Below are 17,717 nucleotides of genomic sequence, written 5' to 3'. Positions count from 1 at the left end.
AGGCGATCCCAGCAGTCAGGACACGCGCCGTGGACCTCCACGCTGACTCTGCCTTGTCCGGGGCATCCAACCTCCGTCCCAACGACCATCGCGAGGGCGCGCACTGAGGCTGCGCCTCCGGGGAACGGCTGCTAGGGCCTGTTTGAAAGGTCGCGCAGCCAGATGTCGATGTCGCTGATTTGGACGGTGGCCTCGTAGCGGACGGCGAGCTTGTCATAGCGGGTGGCGAAGCCGCGGTGCTGCTTGTGCAGGTTGATGCCGCATTCGACGGCATGCCGCTGCCGGTAGCGGTCCGAGTCGAACGTCGGCGGTCGCCCGCCGGCGGAGCCCTTCTTCCGCCGGTTGGCCTGCTGATCGGCCTTGACCGGAATGGTCGCCGGGATGCCGCGCCGGCGCAGATAGGCCCGGTTGGCGCGGCTGGAGTAGGCCTTGTCGGCCAGCACCCGGTCCGGGCGGGTGCGCGGCCGGCCCGGGCCGGACCGGCGCGGCACCCGGATCCGCCCGAGCACGGTGGTGAACTGGGGGCTGTCGGCGGCCTGCCCGGGCGTCAACGCGGTGGCCAGCGTCTTGCGTCCCTGCTCGACGGCGAGATGCACCTTGGTCGACAGGCCACCGCGGGAGCGGCCGAGGGCATGATCGGTCGGCTCCCCGACCGGCGGCTCGGCTTGGGTCTCGGGATGGCGGCGGGCGCGGCGGCGTGCTGATGGGCCCGGTTGATCGTGGAGTCCACCGACACCACCCACTCGATCGACCCGGCCTCGGCGCCCAGCGCCTGCAGGCCCGTGAGGATCGCCGCCCAGGTGCCGGCCAACTGCCAAGCGCGGAAGAGCCCGTAGATGCTCTGCCAGGTGCCGTAGCGCTCCGGCACATCGCGCCAGGGACAACCGGTCCGGGTGCGAAAGCGGATGCCGTCGACGAGCTGGCGAAGGGTCCATTTCCGGGGTCTGCCGGGCTTCGGCCCGACCGGCAGCAGCGCTTCCAGCAGCGACGCCAGGATCGCCCACTGCTCGTCGGTCAGGTCATGGCGGGCACCGGCGGGTAGGGTGCCGTCCACGAGGTCTCCGTGGTGAGGGTCTTCTTGGTCGTTGATCCCTCTACCGGAGACCTCGCCTTCTTCCCGGCACCGACACGCCAGCCCCGGCCCGCGAACGGCTTCTCAAACAGGGCCTAGTACCGCCACCCAAGCTCGCCCTAAAGGCGGCCTAAGGGACGTAGGCCTGGAGCAGCCCGCCATGTGACTCCTTGCTCTGGCGCGAAGGCACTCTCCGGCGCTGAGAGGGGATCTCAAGAAACCCTGACCGTGAGACCATCACGAGCATGGATCCGGTCTCAGTGATCGTCACAGCGGTTGTCCTCGGAGCATCGGCCGGATTGCAGGACACTGCTAGTCAGGCCGTTAAGGATGCCTACGCCGCACTCAAGCGCCTCTTCGGAGAGCGATACCAACACGTAAGCGTCACCCCGCTGGAGTCCAAGCCTGAGTCCGAGCCTAAACGACTCTCTCTCGCCGAAGACCTCACCGCCGCCAATGCCAATGAGGACGCCGAGTTGTTGGAGGCCGCTAGGCGACTGATCTCCGCCGTCAGAGAACATGAACCAACGGTGGCAACGGCACGAGGCATCGACTTGGCTCGACTTGAGGCCGAGGCGGTTCGCATTCGAGACGTGCGTTCTCGCGACACAGGAGTACATGGCCAAGACTGGAAAGTGAACAGCGAGATCGAGATAACCGGAATAACCGCTGGCATTGAAGAGGAGCGCCGAAGTCCGACAAACCCTTAGGTGCGGGAGGTCAGCCCGCCCCTTCCGCGGCAGAAGCGTCGGGCTTAAGCAAAGTAGAGGTCCGCCTGACCAATGTCACCGCAGGCGGCAATATCACGATCTTCAACCGGACGCGGCGCGCCGCGGCTGCAGTCCTGACGATAAGCCCGACCCAAGACGCGACGGGATTCGTTGCTCGCGTCGCAGACCTTGAACAGCTGTTGGGCATCCTCAATCCACACCCAGTTGACAAGAGCTCCAGCAACCTAAGCTACCTCGGGGCCGCGGCAATATCTGGGCTGCCGGGCGTCGGGAAGACCGCGTTGGTTCGCAAAGCTGCGGCGATTGCTGTGTCACGCCACTGGTTCCCCGGCGCAGCGCTATTCATGGATCTGAACGGCTATGACTTAGATCCGGAGGAGCGCATTTGGCCGCCACAGTTGTTTGGCGGGCTTCTCCGTGCCCTCGGAGTCAATATAGACGACATTCCGGCCTCGGAGGATGAGCAAGCCACGGCGTACCATGATCGACTCTCCCGTCTTGCCGCCAACGGGAAATCTGTATTGCTGATCTTCGACAGCGTAAGCGATTCCCGGCAAGTACGGTCTCTCTTGCCACAAGACCGCATCCATCGAGTCCTAATCACCTCGAGAGACACGCTCGGAGAACTCCCAGCACAATTGCTTGGGATCAGCGCCCTTGGAGTGGACGACGGTATCGAGGTCTTGAAGGTCGCCCTAAGGCGCCGTCATCCCGGTGATAGTCGGCTTGCCGATGACCCCAACACTGTGCGCCGGCTGGCGGAAGTATGCGCGGGCCTTCCACTCGCGCTTCAAATTGTGGCGGCTCTGCTAGCCGTAGAAGCCGACCTGCCAGCTGCCGAGCTACTTGATGGCCTGATAGAAGAGCGCACGCGGCTCTCGGCGATGACGTTCACCGAGGACTGGGCAGTTCGAGCGGCCTTCGACCTCTCCTATGCTCGCCTCAGCGAGGACTTGGCTTGGGTATTTCGGATAGCTTCTGTCACGCCCGGCCCAGATAGTAGCCTCGAGATGATCTCGGCGGCCTGCGGGAAAGCAATCGCGGAAGCTCGACTCAGCGTCATGAGATTGGGCCGGGCACACCTAATAGATAGAAGAGCCAAGCGATGGCACATGCACGATTTGGTCCGACTATACGCGACGGAGCAACTGCGGCCAGGGGAGCGCAAGTCCGCGCTGGATCGTTTAGTTCGGCACTGCGCCTCTACCGCGTCGGCTGCCAAACGCCGCTACATCGCGGTCCCTGGAGACGCCGCGCCGACGGACTTTGACACCCAGCAGAGCGCATTAGGGTGGTTCAGGCAGGAGCGCACATCCCTAGTCTCAGTAATCCGATCGGCGAGCAAAGAGGATTCTCATCAGTCCACCTGCGCCAACCTAGCCGTGTCCCTCTCTCCCTTCTTCACGCACACACGCCACCTGCAAGATTGGCTCATGACGGCATCAATTGGCCTTTCGTGCGCACAAAGTACCGGAGATCGACTCCTGGAGGGCCGGGCGTGGATCAACCTTGGAGGCGCATTGAGGGAGACTCGGAAATTCCCTCATTCCTGTGTCGCACTTCGCTCGGCCGCAAGTATGTGCAGAGAGGTCGGAGACCAGTACGGCGAAGGGCAAGCGTGGTGCAACCTGGGGGCAGCGCTGCAGCAAATGCGGCAATTTGAGGAGGCTTGTAGCGCGCTTCGCAAGGCGCGGGCCATCTGTGTCGAAATTGCAGATCGGCGCGGCGAGGTCAGCGCTTGGATTAACCTGGGGACAGCCTTGCAGCAGATGCGGCGATTCGGCGAAGCCCAGCCAGCATTGGAGCGCGCTCGAGAAATTGGACAAGCTATCGGTAACCGGGGAATTGAGGGAAAGGCGTTGAATAACCTTGGCTTGGTGAGGCTTCAGGTGCGGCGATTCAAGGAAGCTATCCCCGCACTCGACCAGGCGCGAGCCTGCTGCCAGGAAACGGATGACAGCTACGGCGAGGCCAAAGCATTGACAAACCTCGGCATTGCTTTGCAGGAGGTAGGGCGTCCCGAAGATGCTGTTGCGGTGCTGGAGCAAGCCCGTGCTCTCTTTCGGGATCTGGATGACCGACATGGAGACGCATTGGCATGCACCAACCTTGGCCTGGCACTACGGGCAAGTTCGCGAGGAGGAGACGCCATAGTCGTCTTGAAGGAGTCAATTGAAATTCATCGCAGCTTGGAGGACCGATATCACGAGGCGTTAAGTTGGAACAATCTCGCCCTAGCCTTCGGGGACGAAGAGCAATATTCTGAAGCGATTGCAGCTTGCCGGACGGCTATTGCTATCCATAAGGAAGGAGGCGACCGACATGAGGAGGCACAGGCATGGAGCAACCTCGCCTCGATCCTCCGACGCGACGCACAGTTTGACCCCTCTCTCGCGGCAGATAGGTGCGCACTTGAGGGCTATCGCGCGACGGGCGACGGGCGCCGTCAGGCAGAGATATTGCTGACTAGCGGCCTTATCCTTTCCGAGGAAGGAGACTTAGATCAGGCCGTCAGCACTCTGAAGTCCGCCCAGAAGATCTACTGTGCAATCGGCGATCGAAGTGGTGAAGGATTCGCGTCCCTCAGTTTAGCCCTTGCGCTACAGGAAGTCGGGCAGAAGGATCAAGCGCTCGCGACTCTCGACCAGGCGCTTAGCGCCTTCGAGGAGACAGAGGATCAGCATGGCCAGGGACACGCCTGGATGAGTCGGGGACTGGTATTTTGGTTTGCAGAAAGGCCTCCGGAGGCGATCGCCGCCTTTGACAATGCCCGAAGATTGCTTCTGGATGCCGGAGATCTCGCGGGTGCTGCCAGGGCATGCGGCCACGTCGCTTCGGTTCTGCTTGATGTGGGACAGGTGGAGCAGGCAATCACCGCGCTGACCGGTGCCGTCGAGCTTTACGGACAACTCGGGGACCATGGAGCAGAGGCAGGCGAATTGGACAGGCTTGGATCGATCCTGCAGGATGCCGGGCGGCACGACGAGGGAGACGCCGCTTCAGAGCGGGCCTCGCGTCTTTATCAACTATCGCATGAGAAGGCTAAAACAAGCGGCGTAGGGACTTAGACGTCAAGGCGCGCTGCAACGGTGCCACCTCGCACGGTCCGTCAGAGATGGAGGGGACCCTGGGCCGGAGTTCGGCTCCTCTCACGAGCGCTGGACATCTTCGCCGCCTGGCGTTGCGTCTCGGCGCCCTAGAGTGGGCCGCTATGGAACGCCGGGCCCAGGGGGTTGCGGGATCGGATGGCGTGCCACGAGGCGAGGATTTGCTAGCCCGCCGTCTTGCACCACCTCGATCCACGTCACCCGCCCTTGAACGCGTGCATCAGCTTGAACGTCAAGGCCGCCGTGGTGAGTCTCCACGAAGCGCCGACGGCCATCTGGCCCCGTGCTGCGGATGCATTGGAAGTCGACGAGTTGGTTCCGCTCGATCGCTTCCCCACAGCATTCGTGCTCCCAGTCACCAACCTCTACGACGACGTCCACGACATGCAACTGTGCCCGGCTGCTGGATGTCTCGTAGTGGGCCGCTTGGGGACACCCGCCTAGCCCCGCCGTAAGGGCGGCCTATGGGTCACAGGGAGCGGCTGCGCTGGACCGGGCCGCCAAGGTCGACCCGGCTCTGCTGCCGTTCTCCCCAACCGACTCACCGTAGCGTCTAGGCATCGCCGCGTCGGCCACCTTCGCGGCCGACGCGGACCCCCGGAACGCCGACATCGCCGACGTGGACGGCGCCGGGCAGGCCTGGGTCAACTACGACCAGTTTCAGCCACCCGGTCGCCTCCGCAAGTTCTGACCGGGCCCCGGTAGGGGACTCCAGGACCTCGGAGAGCGGGCCCGTGCGGCGACGCCATAACGTGCCGGCCATGGCTCAACCCACCCGTGTACCGCTGCCCGCCGACGACTACCTGACGCGCATCGGACAGCTTGTGTACATGGTGGGCCACCTCGAGTGGGGCGTTCTCGGCGATCTCTCAGCGCTCGGCAACCCCGGCGGGTTGAGCGTGGACGACCTGGCCGGCCAGTCAACCGGCGCCATCGCCCAGCGGCTCACTGCAGCAGTCGCCAAGATCAGCGATCCCGACATCCAGCAGTTCATCGCTACCGCGGGCCAGGCGCTCAGCGACCTCGCCAGTCGACGGAACGGCGTGATGCACTCCCGCCCCGCAACGGCGCCCGACGGACAACAGACGCTGTATCGATGGACCGCCGGACCGAAGCCAGCCGCCGAGGCCTACATCGTTGACCGGACACTGCTCGACCAGTTGATCGCGGACATCGACTCATGGAGCAGCAAGGTCACCAGTCTCCGGCACGCCGCCCGAGCCGCCGCAAGCTCTCCACTCGGACAGTGAGCTGGCGCGCCACCAGGGGGCGTTCAGTCCCCGATGAACATCAGGACGGCTCCAACGACGACCAGGACTGGGCCGGGGAGAGACATCGCCAGCGCCCGCCACTTGTCCCTCCGCAGCTCGGCATCGAAGTCCGTGGCCGGGGTTCCCCCGTCCATGACGTTGGTCTTCTTCGCCACTCGCCAGACGGCATCCGCGACGACGAGGACCGCTCCGATGATGTTGATGATCGCGCCAGCCTGAGCCACGTCGAGAGCCTAGGGACGCTCGATGACCAGCCCTTAAGGGGCGCTTAGGGAGACATCCGTTCAGCGGCCAGACCGTCGGATCGCACCGACAGCCTGTGCTCCCGCTCGGGCGCGCGGAGAAACCCGCAGGAGGTAGCTCGTCACGGCAGTCGGCCCTTCAAGGTCAGCCCGCCACCAGAATGCCCTGTCGGAGTGGGATCGTCAGGCCCGGAGAGACCGGCTCTTGACGGTGGCCGCGTACTCGTTCCAGGTCCGCCCACGGGCGCCGGTCGTCGTCACCGGGCCGGCGACCTGCAGCGTCGACCAGTCGGGCAGTTCGCCGGCGCCGTCGTCGAGCACCAACTGGCGGAGCGCGCCCCGCAGTCCGGCGGTGGCCCGCTCCAGGTGCTCGTACGGCAGCGCCGTCGTCGCCGAGTAGCTCGTCATGAACGGGTCGTCAGTCGGCCACCGCGCCCACGGGCTGCTCGTCGTCCACCGCCCGGGAGTCGTTCCACAGTCGGGCCGCGGTGAACAGCACGCCGACGATCAGCGCCACCGCCACCCCCGTCAGGCTCAACCACACCTGCAGCAGATCCAGCACCACGGTCGTCCCCCTCAGCGCACGGTCCAGGAACCGATGGTCGCGACCGCCCGCGGTCGGGGGACATGGGCGTGAGGCGCACACCACTCGACAGAGGGATTACGACGGCCCCCAGCACACCGTCCTGGCCGACAACCACCCGAACGACAGGGCCCCGGTCGTGGAGGCGGGCACGGGAGCCCGTCAACGAAGATGGCCGCCAGCGGCGCTGCCCGGCGCCCCGCACCCTCAGGGGCGGGCCGGATCCGGGTGATCAGAGGTCGGGCGGCGCTGGAAGGACACCCCTAGCAGCATCCGGCCCGGATCGGACGGCGGCGAGAGACAGGGCGGCGGCGTGCGCGCGGTCGAGTAGACGCTCGGGCGCGCTCGGGAGAGGCCGCTGGGACGCGGTCGCCGGTGACGCGGCGCAAGCGAGTACGTGGGTCAGTCCGGTTGACAGGTCCGCGGCGCGGCCGACGGCCAGCCGGAGGCGGTCGAGGTCGGTGCCGCTGGCCCGCACCTGGCGTCCGGCGATCACCGCCGACACGCGATCCAACGGCATGTTCTCCATGGGCGGCAGGTCGCGGGCGTTGGCGTACAGCCGACCGGTGCGGGACCAGCGGCCGACAGCGACGATGAGTTTGCCGCCCAGGGCCGGCAACTGGCCGGTGACCCGCTGGGCCGCTGCGGCCACGTCCACCGGCTCGCTGCCATCGCGCCGTGCGGTTGTGCCGGCGTCTGCCTCCACCTCGTGACGCAGCGCGCCCACGAGCGCCTGCGCCCACGCGACGACACCTCGACGGTCGCCGGCCTCTTCTCGCTGGCCGTCGTGGAAGACCGTGCTGGCGCGGCCGGCCAGTTGCCACGCGAGCCCGGTGACCAGGAGCGGTCCGGCGTCTCCCCCGGCCCGGCCCGTCGTGAAAGCGGCGTAACGGCAGGTGATCTCGGCGGCGGCGACCCCGGCACGAAAGTCCCGCAGTGCCAGATTGCCGGCCTGCCCAGCCCGGTCCAGAGCCGCGACGAGCGCCGCCGAGGCGTCCAGGGCCGTCACGGCGGTCTCCCCGGACGGCGGACGGGGCATGGGAACGAGGCGGTCGAGCACCGCGGCCCCCTCGGCGTTCGGCGGATCGATCTGTGCGTCGCGTTCGACGGCGGCGGCGATCATGCGGACGAACGCCAGCTCCGGGGCCGCACTTTCCGGGAGCAACCGGCGCCCCAGCCGCGCGCACCGATCGGCCACCTCGGCCAGCTCCACGGTGACCGCCCACCGATGCGCGCGGCCCATGCTCACCCGGTCCCGGCCGATCAGGTCGGCGGCGGCGCCGGCGAGGTCGGTGAGCGGTCCGCCGGTGGTCGGCCACAGCCGGCCGGCGGTGGCGCAGGCATCGGCGAGCTCGGTGCTGGTCGACTGCCGGGCACTGGCCGTCGGGGTGAGCCCGTCGTCGGTCAGTCCGGTCAGCGCCCGGCCCAGGTGGGACAGCGCTCCGGTGACGTCCTCGATGGCTGCCGCCGGAGCTGGTGCGCCAGCCTGCTCGGCGAGGTCATCGAGCAGCTGCTGCAGCGTGGTGGCCACCGCTCAGCCCAGCCGGCGCAGGGCATGGCGGGCGGTCCGGGCGGCGTCGAGAACCGGTGAGTGGGTGAAGACGTCCTCGGCCAGGGCGGCCAGGGCGCCCATGGCGGTGCGGAGGCTGGCGCGCGGATCGCCGTCGAGAAGCGCGGTGGGTCGGGGGCGGGCGCCGGCCCGCTCCAGGAGCTCGGCGGCGTACAGGCACTGCAGTGCGATCTCGGCGGGCACCTGGTCGCGGTCGGCGCCGACGGCGTCGAGCAGCGCGGCGGCGTAGCTGAGCGGATCGGTGATCGATGCGGCGGTCACGGCGGATCTCCTCCTCGGGTGGTCGGGGCACGGGTCGACGCTTCGCCGTTCGCTTCATTCGGTGAGATGGGCCCGGGGATGTGTGGAGCGCCGGCCGGGCTGTGGACGCCGGGGCCGGGTCCTGGGGCGGACCGCCCGGTCGCCGCGTCGAGGGTCGGCAGGGCGGCCGGGCAGTCGTCGAGCAGCCGCCAGTGCAGCTCCCGGGCCGGGTGCCGGTCCGGCAGCGGTACCGCGGCGGCGAGCGCGGGGAGCCGGCCGACGACGTCGTAGCCGGCGGCCGCGGCGCGGTCGAGCGCGGCGGCCAACGGCGGCCAGTCCGGCCCGAGTGGGAGGCGCGGATCGATCCGCTCGGCGACGGCTTCCCACGCCGGTGCGGCGGCCGGCTCGTTCCCGTCGTCGGGTTCGCTCTCCAGTTCGGTGGCGATCCGCAGGATGCGGGCGGCGACCGTGTGCCGCTCCTCGGGGGTGAGTGCGTCGAGCCAGGCGGCCAGCAGCCGCGGGGTGTGCCGGGTCATCCAGGTGCGGCTGACCCGGACGCCGTCCACGAGGCTCACCCAGTCGCCGTCGCCGGGACGGGCCGGAGGATCGCCGCTCACCGTGTTCCTCCCGGCGTGCTCCGGCCCGGCCGCACGGTGCCGGCCGCCCGGCCGGGCCCGGCGTCGCCGTCGAAGAGGGCCCGCCGCGCCTCGGCGGCCCGGGGGGTGTCGTACTCGGCGGCCCACGAGCGGGCAGGCCAGTCGGTGTGCCGGCCGGGTGGGCAGCCGATGCCGAGCCGTTCGGTCATCCGTAGGTGGAAGCCGGGCAGCGCGTAGCGGTGCCATTCCTCCAGCGCGTGCGGGGCGAGGGCGTCGGCGGCGGTGACCCGCAGGCAGGCGAGCACCGCGAGCTCGGACACCAGGTGGGGGTGGGCGGGCCAGCAGGAGGGGATGGCAGCGGCGGTCTGCCAGGCGTAGGTGTGGTTGAGCCAGGCGGCGACGTCGTCCAGCCAGGTCCACAGCTGCGCGCGGACGTGCGGGGAGCAGCCGGCCGGATTCCAGGGCCGGTCCAGCAGCGGAAGCCCGGCCGGCTCGAGGCCGCCGTCCTCGGCCTGCCGCAGCTGCTCCAGGGCGGTGCGCACCGCCCGCGGTGGCGTGGGGAAGGGGGTGACGAGCTCGGGGGCGGTCACCGTGTCCGCCGGTCGGCAGGTGCGCGGCCGGCGGCCGCGGTCGGGGCGGGTGCCGATCCAAGACAGTCCCCCAGCCCGGATGCGGAGTTCCGGACGGCGGCGACCCGGGAGCGGGCCGCGGCCTGGGCGTCCAGCAGCAGCCGCCCTCCGCGGCCGAAGATGCAGCGGTCGAGCCGGGCGAGGAGCGGCGGCGCGTGCTCGGCGACGACCAGCGCCCGGCCGGGCGGGAGCTGGCGGATCTCCTCCGGCCGCAGCACCGGCACGCTCTCCCCGTGGGTGGAGCGGCCCCATCCGGCGCGGCCGTAGGTGTAGGTGGCGCGCCGCACCCGCGTGGTGCCGGTCAGCTCCGACAGGTCGCGGTTGAAGCCGCCGTCCTTGCCGCCGCCGAAGGCGACGACGACGTTGGTGAGCCCGAACAGCGCGCGGGCCTCGTCCTCGCCGTAGACGATGACCAGCTGCCGCCAGGTCTGCGCGGCGTACAGGAAGCTGACGCCCAGGGCCCGGTCGTTGGCCATCCGGGTGCGCAGGGTGGGCAGCGGCGCGGTGGAGGGCAGCTCGTCCAGGCAGGCCAGCAGCGGCGGGCACAGCCGCCCGGTGGGCGCCGCGGCGGCCAGCTGCAGCGCGGTGTCGAGGACGTGCTCGGCCAGCGCGGTCATCAGCGGCGACGCCGACGCGTAGGGATCGTCGCGGCCGAGCAGGTAGAGGGTGCCGCCGGCGGCGAGCAAGGCGGCGACGTCGGTGGCCGGGCGGCCGGGCCCGGGCACGCAGCGTCGGCGGATGCCGGCCTGGAAGAACAGGGCCAGCGCCTGCTGGACGGTGGTGGCGGTGTTGCCGGCGGTGCGGGGGTCGCCCTGCAGGGCGCCGTGCAGCAGCCCGTCCCACAGCGGTGCGGCACCGGGGTGGCCGCGCAGGATGTCGACCGGCTGCGTGGAGGCCTGCGGATGGGCGGCCCACGCCAGGACGTCCTCGAGGGTGCCGCCGGTGAGTGCGGCGGCGTGCAGGTAGGCCTGCAGCACCTTGGCCGCCTCGAAGGAGTAGAACCGGGCCGCGCTGTCGGTGTTGCCGTCGGTGACCGCGCCGGTGACGGTGCCGGCGGTGAAGGCCTTGGCGCGGCGTTCGGCGACCATCGGATCCGCGCAGCCGGCGACCGGATCCCAGACCAGCTCCGGCAGGCCGGGCACGGCCCCGAAGGGGTCGAGCACGGCGACCGGCCGGTCGCCGTCGCCGCGCGGGCCGACGGTGAGCAGCAGGTCCTCGGCCTTGGTGAGCGTCACCAGCGCCGCGCCCGGCGCGGACAGCAGCGCCGGCGCCAGCAGGTCGAGGGTCTTGCCCGAGCCCTGCGGCCCGTAGACGCCGGTGGTGCGGTCGAACGGCACCCACAGCTCCCCGGCGGCGGGCACGGCGGCGCGGCCCAGCCGCCAGCCCACCTCCCGGTGCGCGGCGCGGCGGGCTCCGCGCCGGCGGGCCGCGGCCAGGTCGGGCCGGACGACCGGCGCGACCCGGTGCAGCCGCCCGCGGCCGAGCACGTCGGTGACCTGGCCGCGGGTGGCCATCCCGGACGGGCCGCCCAGCCGCCGGTGCGCGGCCCGGGCCGCTCCCCCGCTGCCGGCCCCGAACAGCCCGAGCACCGCCGCGGTGACGCCGTACACGAGGGCGGACGACGGCACCGCCGCCGCCTGCCCGGCGTTCAGGCCCGCGGTGGCGTCCCCGGTGAGCAGCCCGCCGACCGACGACACCAGGGCGGCCGCCCCCTTGGGCCACACCCAGCCGCCGCCGGCCAGCGCCGCGGCGGCGGCGCGGCCGGCCGGCAGCAGCAGCGCGGCGGCCGCCGCCCACGTCAGCGCGGCCGCGACCGGGATCTCCCAGGAGGCCGGGCCGACGTCGGCGCGCGACGGGCCGGCGCTCATCGCCGCCGTCCCAACGCTGGTCCGTGCATGGCTCCTCCTCCGATGGCGGGCGTGGTCATCCGGGGCCGGGGGCGTGCAGGTCGACGCCGCGGTCGGCCAGCCACGGCGCCGGATCCACCGGGACGCCGTCGCGGCGAACCTCGAAGTGCAGGTGGACGCCGGTGCTGTTGCCGGTGGACCCCTGGAAGCCGATCAGCGCCCCCGCGCGCACCGGCTGCCCGGCCCGGACCGCGTAGGCCGACAGGTGCCCGTAGCGGGTGGTTACGCCGCCGCCGTGGTCGAGCACGACGAGGTTGCCGTAACCCGCGAGATCCAGGCCGCCGTCGCGGTCGCAGTAGGCGCTGGTGCACGCCGCGACGACCACGGTGCCGTCGGCGGCCGCGTAGACGGGGGCGTCGCGGGGTCCGGCGATGTCGATCCCCGCGTGCAGCGTTCCCCAGCGGGGCCCGTAGCCGGAGGTGACGGTGCCGGCGGTGGGCCGGCTCCACGCCCCGGCGGCGACCGGCAGGCCCGGACAGATCCCAGCCACAGCCCCGGCCGGGTCGGCGGCCGCCGCACGGGCGGCCGGCCACAGCAGCGCGGTCAGCTCGCGGGCGAACGGCTCCCAACGGGCGTAGGCGCCGCCGGCCGCCGAGATCTGCACCGCCTGCGCGGCCCGGGTGAGCGGAAGGGTCCGCCAGTCCGGCACCTGGATGAGCCGCCGGTAGAAGGCCTCGGCGGCGTAGACGGGGTCCATCAGCTGCGCGACGGTGCCCCAGCCGGCCAGCCAGCGCTGCTGGAAAATGTTGACGCTGTCGTGGTCGGCGCCGAGCCCGTCGTGCGCGTACTGCAGGCTGGTCGCGGTCACGGCCGCCTGCGCGGCGGTCAGCTCGGGGCTGCGGCCGTCGTTGGCCAGCATCCGGAGGCGGGACTCCTGCTGCGCGGTGCCCAGCGCCACGGTCGCCGCGTACGGGTCCAGGCCCATCGTCGCGGCGACGGTGACGATGGTCTGCGCCTGCCCCATCTGAGTGGCGTCCAGCTCGAGGCCGGCGACGGTGGCGCCGGTGCCGGCCCGCGCGCAGGCCGACGACGCCGTCGGTTCGGGGGCGGCGAGGACCGCGAGCGGGACCAGCAGCAGCGCGAGGGCGCCGACCACCGGGACCGCGGCGGGAGCGGCCGCCCACCACAGCCGGGCCCGCGCCGCCCCGCTCACGCCGGGCCGCCGGCGGTGAGGGCCTCGTTGGTGAAGGTCAGCCGCAGCTCCGGCGCGGTGAGAACGGTCTGCACCTTGAACGCCCGGTCCCCCACCAGCCACAGGGCGCGGCCCTGGCCGGCGACCGCCCAGCCGGTGACCACCCGCTGGGCGGTCGGGGCCAGGCCGAGCATGGCGCCGAGCTCGTCGCCGACGGCCTGGTCCTGGCCGTGCAGCACCTTGACGTCGCACAGGTGCAGCAGGTCGCGGGCGATGGCGACCGCCTGGGAGGGGGCGTCGCCGGCGGTGAGCATGTCCGAGGGCTTGTGGGCCAGCAGGATCTGCACGTCGGCGTCGCGGCGGGACAGCCGCAGGTTGGCGTCCAGGCTCCGCACCGCCTCCACACCCAGGCGCATCTGCCGCCAGGTCTCGTCGCGGATGACGATGCGCAGGTCGCCGGGGTCGGCGATCTCCCGCATCGCCTGCCCCCACGAGTTCAGGCAGGTCAGCGCGATGCCGACGGCGGAGTCGCCGAGCGGCTCCAGGCGGGACAGCGACAGGGACTGGATCGGTGCCCGCCAGTCGACGGCGATGGTGGTGTGGTCGTCGAACAGCCCGGCCAGGGACCCCTTGACCAGGGACCCGAGGGCGTCGCGCAGCGTGCGGGTGGCGTCGAGGAAGTGCCGGCGGTCGGCGTAGCGGCAGCCGGCGACCAGCTCGTCGGGCGGCTCGTCCAGGGCGCGCCACAGCCGCGGGATGGTGACCTCGGTCAGCCGGCTGGCGCCGGTGCGGTGGCCGGTGAGCAGCCGCAGCGCCTCCCCGACCGCGGTCTCCTCCACCGGGCCGAACGGCACGGACTGGGAGCCGACCAGGCCGCGCAGCAGCACCAGCCAGCGGGCGAACAGGATGGCCCCGCGGCGCCGGGCCTCGGCTTCGTCCAGCCGCTCCCACCCGGAACCGAGCGGGCCGAAGGCCAGCGGGTTGATCCGGGCGGGCAGGCCGGAGCCGAGAACGAACGGCTCCACGCCCAGCGCCCGGCACAGCGGCTCGTACTCGTCCTTGGTGTCGCCCAGGACCAGGGTGCGGTAGCCGAAGCCCAGCATCCGCAGGGCGAGGGCCTTGACGGTAGCGGACTTGCCGCGGCCGGGCTTGCCGAAGACGACGACGTTGGGATTGGTGACCGGGATGTCGTCGTCGGTGACCCAGCCGATCGGATCGCAGTAGAACGCCCCGCCCGACAGCAGGTCGATGCCCATCTGCGCGCCGGTGGGCGGCAGTCCGCTGGTGGCGATCAGCGGCCACACCACCGGCGTCTGCTCCGAGGTCATCCGCCACACCGTCAGCGGCGCCGGCGTCGCCGCCCGGCCGAGACCGCGGCCGCGGGGCCCGCGGCGCGGCACCGGCTGCGCGAACGGGCCCCGCTCCCGCGGCGGCTGCTCCACGGTGGGCCGGGCGGGCAGCCGGTGGCCGAAGTCGTCGAGCAGGACGGCGACCTCGCGGCCCCGCCGGTCGCAGCGCCGGGTCATCGTCGGCCCCGCCGGTGGGGCAGGCCGACGCCGAGGGGGATGGCGGCGGCGGCGAACCCGGAGTCCTGCGCCAGGTCCAGCCGCAGCGGCACGTAGCCGGCGGCGCGGATGGAGGCGTCCAGCCGGCGGCCGTGCTCGGCGACCGGCCAGGTGCCGGGCACGGTGACGCAGGCGGCGACGGCGGGGCGCACCAGCGCGCGCCCGGCGGCGAGCTTCTCGTCGGCGGCGCCGATCCGCTCGGTGTCCCGGCGCTGCCGGGCCCGCTGCCGGAAGCCCATCCGGGCGCGCAGCTCGTTGCCGGTGCTGGCGCTCATGTCCTCCCGGCCGACCAGCCGGGCGGCCCGCTCCAGCGGCAGCGGGGCGAGGAAGATGGTTAGGCTGCGCCGCTCCCCCGCCGTCGTGGGCACCAGCACCGGCGCCAGGGCGCCGAGCACCGCGCCGGAGTCGGGCAGCAGGATCGTGTCGGTGACCGACGCCCACGCGTCGTGCACGTAGTGCCGCAGCTCCGCGCGGGCCAGCGTGGGGCCGGCGGCGGCCATCGGCACGCCGGCCGCCAGCTGCGGATCCGCGGCGGCGGCCAGGTCCGCGGCGACCAGCTGGGCGCGGTCGCCGGGGGCGAATCCGGTGCGGACCGCGGCGGCCAGCGCGGCGGAGTCCAGCCAGGTCACGGAGGTGCAGCCGACCGGTCCGCGCAGCGCGGCCTCCACCTCGGCCATCACCCCGTGCAGCACCCGGGCGCGGCCGTCCACGCCCCCACCGGCCTCCCGGGCGGCCCGGTGAGTCCGCGCCTCGCCGACGACGACGGTCACGAAGGCCTCGGTGCGCACCGCGGCCGGCGTGAGGGCGGCCCCCAGCAGCGCGTTAACCCGCACGGCCAGCGCCGGCGCCTCGGGGCGGGTGTGGGCGCGCTCCCAGGCGGCCCGCTCGGCTCCGTCGTCGGGCACGGTCCGCACCTGCAGGGCCAGCACGTCGACCAGCTCGGTGCGGGCGGCCAGCTCGCACAGCTCGGCCAGCCCGGCGCCCATCCGGTCGCGGTCTGCCGGCTCGGCCAGCCCGATGCCGGGATGGTCGATCCGCGCCACCGCCGCCCAGGTGCGCGCCGCCAGGTCCTGCACGATCACCGGGCGGGTGAACAGCTGCCCGAACGGCGGCCCGTCGTGAGTGCGGATGCCGGCCAGCACGCCCGGCAGGTCCGCCGTGGTCAGGTCGTCGGCCGTTCCTGCCGCGGCCCGGGAGCCGAACACCGTCCAGCCCATGGCGCCTCCGATGCCGTGCAGGCAGAGATCGCCGAACCAGCGACCGGCGGCGCGGCCCCGCACGGGAACCAGCAGCACGGCGGCCAACAGCGCCCACACCGGCAGCCAGAGGACGAGCAGCCCCCACGCCTGGGCGTTCAGGGCCAGCAGCGGCGGGACGCCGGCGAGGGCGACCAAGGCCAGCTGGGCGCCGGTCATCCCGAGGAACCAGCCCGCGTCGTCCTTGGCGTAGTCGCCGTAGCGGGCGCTCATCGCCCACCGCCGTCCGCGGGCGGATCGCCCCGCGGCGCCCGGGGAACCGTCGGCTCGACCTCGTCCCGGCCTCCGGGGCCCGTGCCGTCGGCCTGCTGGGCCGGCCAGACCACCACCGGCCGCTCGCGGGCATCGCCGTCGACCGCCGGGTGCGCAACGGCACCCGCAACGCCCCGTGGCGGGCCGCCGCCCGGGCGCACCGACCGCCCGCCCCGCCGCCGACCCGGCGCCCCCGTTGCACTCCCGACGCCGCCCGCCGCCGGGCGGCCGTTCACCGGCTGCCCGAAGTAGGGATCGGTGTGCCCGACGCCAGCACCGGAGAGCACGTCGGCGGCCGAGGCGGCCACCCCGGCGGCCAGCCGGCCGGCCTGCGTGGTCCCGGCGGTCAGCGCGGACAGCGCACCGGCGAACCGGCCCTGCGTCGCGGCGTCGGCGGTCGACTCACCCTGCGTGCGGTTCCCGGCCATCCGGGCCGCCGCGCCCGAGGCGGCCGCCCCGCCGACGGCGGCCGAGGACGCGCCCGCGGCGGCGCCACCACCCCGGCCGCCGAGGCGCTGCAGGGCGCCGAGCACGCCGCCGGAGGCGGTCAGCGACTGCCGCAGCGCCGCTCCGCTGGAGGTGCCCGGGTCGACGAAGGCCAGCAGCCGGAACAGCGCCAGCGGGCAGACGGCGCCCAGCAGGACCAGCAGGCAGCCGACCACCGCCATGCCGACCGCGGCCTCGGTGCTGGTCTCCTCGGCCCCGGTGAGGATGCCCTCGGTGATGGTCACGCCGACGCCGAGGACGAGCACGGCGACCGGGGAGACCAGCAGGGCGGCGAGGAACCAGCGCAGGCTGCGCCAGAACCAGGCGCTCGAGGCCTGGGCCAGCAGGCCGCCGGCCGAGATCGCCGAGGTGGCCGTCAGCACGATCAGCGCCGCCTCGCGGACCAGCATCAGCAGCAGGTAGCCGACGCTGGCCGGCACCAGCAGAAAGATGGAGGAGACGCCGAGGACGGTTGCGACCGTGCCGTCGACCAGGTCGCGGCCCACGCTGATCGAGGGGTCGAAGGCGGCGAGGGTGTCGATGCCCAGCAGGCTGCGCAGCAGGGCGGTGGTCAGCCCGGAGACGCCGGTGACCAGCAGCGCCGCCACGGCGACGTAGCCGGCCCAGACCAGCCCGAACTGGACCAGCCCGACCAGCAGCCGGCCCAGCGTCTGCCCGTCCCGCCGCACCGCCGCGGCGCCCAGCTGCAGCAGCGCCATCAGGCCGGCCACCGTGGCGCCGATGCCGAAGGTCACCGGATAGACCCCGGCCAGCGGGCCGTCGGCGGACAGGTCCGGGGTCGTCAGGGCGCCGACCACCGCGAAGGCCAGGCGCAGCAGCCACAGCCCGGCCTCCCACAGCGACACCATGGCGCTGATCCACACTTCGGTGACCACCGCTCCGGCCGCCTCGCCGGCGACGCAGAACGGGTCGGTCGGCAGGCACGACAGCGCACCGTCGTCCGCGGCCGGCGCCGGAGGAAAGGCCCACACCTGGTCGGCCGACGCCGGTGCGGTCGCCGCGAGGCAGGCCCCCAGGGTGATCGCCAGCAGGACGGCCATCGTGCACAGGCGCATCC

At 72.2% G+C, this 17,717-nt stretch carries 16 protein-coding genes and 1 pseudogene; 3 read left to right on the top strand and 14 right to left on the bottom strand.

The window, feature by feature from the left end; translation table 11 throughout:
* Positions 1-131: 131 nt before the first annotated feature.
* Positions 132-1,054 (bottom strand): annotated as a pseudogene (locus CRP39_RS14690) (IS5 family transposase).
* A gap of 263 nt (positions 1,055-1,317) precedes the next feature.
* Between CRP39_RS14690 and CRP39_RS26415 the strand changes: the two are divergent.
* Positions 1,318-1,782, top strand: coding sequence for a hypothetical protein (locus CRP39_RS26415; RefSeq protein ID WP_143426650.1), 465 nt, complete (start codon positions 1,318-1,320; stop codon positions 1,780-1,782).
* Positions 1,783-2,147: 365 nt separating this feature from the next.
* Positions 2,148-4,871 (top strand): tetratricopeptide repeat protein, encoded by a 2,724-nt coding sequence (locus tag CRP39_RS14685; protein WP_143426649.1) that lies wholly within the window; start codon positions 2,148-2,150, stop codon positions 4,869-4,871.
* 141 nt (positions 4,872-5,012) lie between these two features.
* On the opposite strand, the gene CRP39_RS28235 is transcribed toward CRP39_RS14685, so the two are convergent.
* Positions 5,013-5,291: a DUF6578 domain-containing protein gene (locus tag CRP39_RS28235; RefSeq protein WP_311712152.1), complete on the bottom strand. Its 279-nt coding sequence runs from the start codon at positions 5,289-5,291 to the stop codon at positions 5,013-5,015.
* Between the two features lie 380 nt (positions 5,292-5,671).
* Between CRP39_RS28235 and CRP39_RS14675 the strand changes: the two genes are divergently transcribed.
* Positions 5,672-6,160, top strand: coding sequence for a hypothetical protein (locus tag CRP39_RS14675; protein ID WP_143426648.1), 489 nt, complete (start codon positions 5,672-5,674; stop codon positions 6,158-6,160).
* A 23-nt stretch (positions 6,161-6,183) separates the two neighbouring features.
* On the opposite strand, the gene CRP39_RS14670 is transcribed toward CRP39_RS14675, so the two are convergent.
* The 12 genes from CRP39_RS14670 to CRP39_RS14620 all read right to left on the bottom strand — a co-directional run bounded on the left by CRP39_RS14670 (position 6,184) and on the right by CRP39_RS14620 (position 17,715).
* Positions 6,184-6,405 (bottom strand): hypothetical protein, encoded by a 222-nt coding sequence (locus CRP39_RS14670; RefSeq protein ID WP_097207128.1) that lies wholly within the window; start codon positions 6,403-6,405, stop codon positions 6,184-6,186.
* Positions 6,406-6,606: 201 nt separating this feature from the next.
* Positions 6,607-6,831 (bottom strand): hypothetical protein, encoded by a 225-nt coding sequence (locus CRP39_RS14665; RefSeq protein WP_097207127.1) that lies wholly within the window; start codon positions 6,829-6,831, stop codon positions 6,607-6,609.
* A gap of 10 nt (positions 6,832-6,841) precedes the next feature.
* Positions 6,842-6,988 carry a hypothetical protein gene (locus tag CRP39_RS26860; RefSeq protein ID WP_172442448.1) on the bottom strand — a complete coding sequence of 49 codons (147 nt, stop codon included), beginning with the start codon at positions 6,986-6,988 and terminating at the stop codon, positions 6,842-6,844.
* Positions 6,989-7,238: 250 nt separating this feature from the next.
* A complete protein-coding gene (locus CRP39_RS14660; protein WP_097207126.1) occupies positions 7,239-8,537 on the bottom strand; it encodes a serine/threonine-protein kinase in 1,299 nt (432 codons plus the stop codon).
* A gap of 3 nt (positions 8,538-8,540) precedes the next feature.
* Positions 8,541-8,837 carry a hypothetical protein gene (locus CRP39_RS14655; protein WP_097207125.1) on the bottom strand — a complete coding sequence of 99 codons (297 nt, stop codon included), beginning with the start codon at positions 8,835-8,837 and terminating at the stop codon, positions 8,541-8,543.
* Positions 8,834-9,433 (bottom strand): hypothetical protein, encoded by a 600-nt coding sequence (locus CRP39_RS14650; protein ID WP_245853882.1) that lies wholly within the window; start codon positions 9,431-9,433, stop codon positions 8,834-8,836. Before CRP39_RS14650 ends, CRP39_RS14655 begins: the two co-directional genes overlap by 4 nt.
* Positions 9,430-10,002 carry a hypothetical protein gene (locus CRP39_RS14645; protein ID WP_097207124.1) on the bottom strand — a complete coding sequence of 191 codons (573 nt, stop codon included), beginning with the start codon at positions 10,000-10,002 and terminating at the stop codon, positions 9,430-9,432. Before CRP39_RS14645 ends, CRP39_RS14650 begins: the two co-directional genes overlap by 4 nt.
* Positions 9,999-11,909 (bottom strand): type IV secretory system conjugative DNA transfer family protein, encoded by a 1,911-nt coding sequence (locus CRP39_RS14640; protein ID WP_097207123.1) that lies wholly within the window; start codon positions 11,907-11,909, stop codon positions 9,999-10,001. Before CRP39_RS14640 ends, CRP39_RS14645 begins: the two co-directional genes overlap by 4 nt.
* A gap of 55 nt (positions 11,910-11,964) precedes the next feature.
* Entirely contained in the window at positions 11,965-13,101 is a 1,137-nt protein-coding gene (locus CRP39_RS14635; protein WP_097207122.1) for a M23 family metallopeptidase, read from the bottom strand.
* On the bottom strand, positions 13,098-14,606 hold the full coding sequence (locus CRP39_RS14630) for an ATP-binding protein (RefSeq protein WP_097207121.1): 1,509 nt from the start codon (positions 14,604-14,606) through the stop codon (positions 13,098-13,100). The genes CRP39_RS14635 and CRP39_RS14630 overlap by 4 nt, the downstream gene beginning before the upstream one ends.
* Positions 14,603-16,114 carry an SCO6880 family protein gene (locus tag CRP39_RS14625; protein ID WP_097207120.1) on the bottom strand — a complete coding sequence of 504 codons (1,512 nt, stop codon included), beginning with the start codon at positions 16,112-16,114 and terminating at the stop codon, positions 14,603-14,605. The genes CRP39_RS14630 and CRP39_RS14625 overlap by 4 nt, the downstream gene beginning before the upstream one ends.
* The gene (locus CRP39_RS14620) at positions 16,111-17,715 is read right to left on the bottom strand and encodes a hypothetical protein (RefSeq protein WP_245853881.1); all 1,605 of its coding nucleotides are present in this window, start codon (positions 17,713-17,715) and stop codon (positions 16,111-16,113) included. The genes CRP39_RS14625 and CRP39_RS14620 overlap by 4 nt, the downstream gene beginning before the upstream one ends.
* Between the last annotated feature and the right edge of the window lie 2 nt (positions 17,716-17,717).

This window comes from Geodermatophilus sabuli (assembly GCF_900215145.1).
GTDB classification, from domain to species: Bacteria; Actinomycetota; Actinomycetes; order Mycobacteriales; family Geodermatophilaceae; genus Geodermatophilus; species Geodermatophilus sabuli.
This window is presented reverse-complemented; position numbering and strand designations above follow the sequence as displayed.

Excerpts from the sequence above, each read along its gene's own strand:
- CRP39_RS26415 (WP_143426650.1), top strand. The coding sequence starts at position 1,318 with ATGGATCCGGTCTCAGTGATCGTCACAGCGGTTGTCCTCGGAGCATCG.
- CRP39_RS14685 (WP_143426649.1), top strand. The coding sequence starts at position 2,148 with ATGGATCTGAACGGCTATGACTTAGATCCGGAGGAGCGCATTTGGCCG.
- CRP39_RS14675 (WP_143426648.1), top strand. The coding sequence starts at position 5,672 with ATGGCTCAACCCACCCGTGTACCGCTGCCCGCCGACGACTACCTGACG.
- CRP39_RS14665 (WP_097207127.1), bottom strand. The coding sequence starts at position 6,831 with ATGACGAGCTACTCGGCGACGACGGCGCTGCCGTACGAGCACCTGGAG.
- CRP39_RS14640 (WP_097207123.1), bottom strand. The coding sequence starts at position 11,909 with ATGAGCGCCGGCCCGTCGCGCGCCGACGTCGGCCCGGCCTCCTGGGAG.
- CRP39_RS14630 (WP_097207121.1), bottom strand. The coding sequence starts at position 14,606 with ATGACCCGGCGCTGCGACCGGCGGGGCCGCGAGGTCGCCGTCCTGCTC.
- CRP39_RS14625 (WP_097207120.1), bottom strand. The coding sequence starts at position 16,114 with ATGAGCGCCCGCTACGGCGACTACGCCAAGGACGACGCGGGCTGGTTC.
- CRP39_RS14620 (WP_245853881.1), bottom strand. The coding sequence starts at position 17,715 with ATGCGCCTGTGCACGATGGCCGTCCTGCTGGCGATCACCCTGGGGGCC.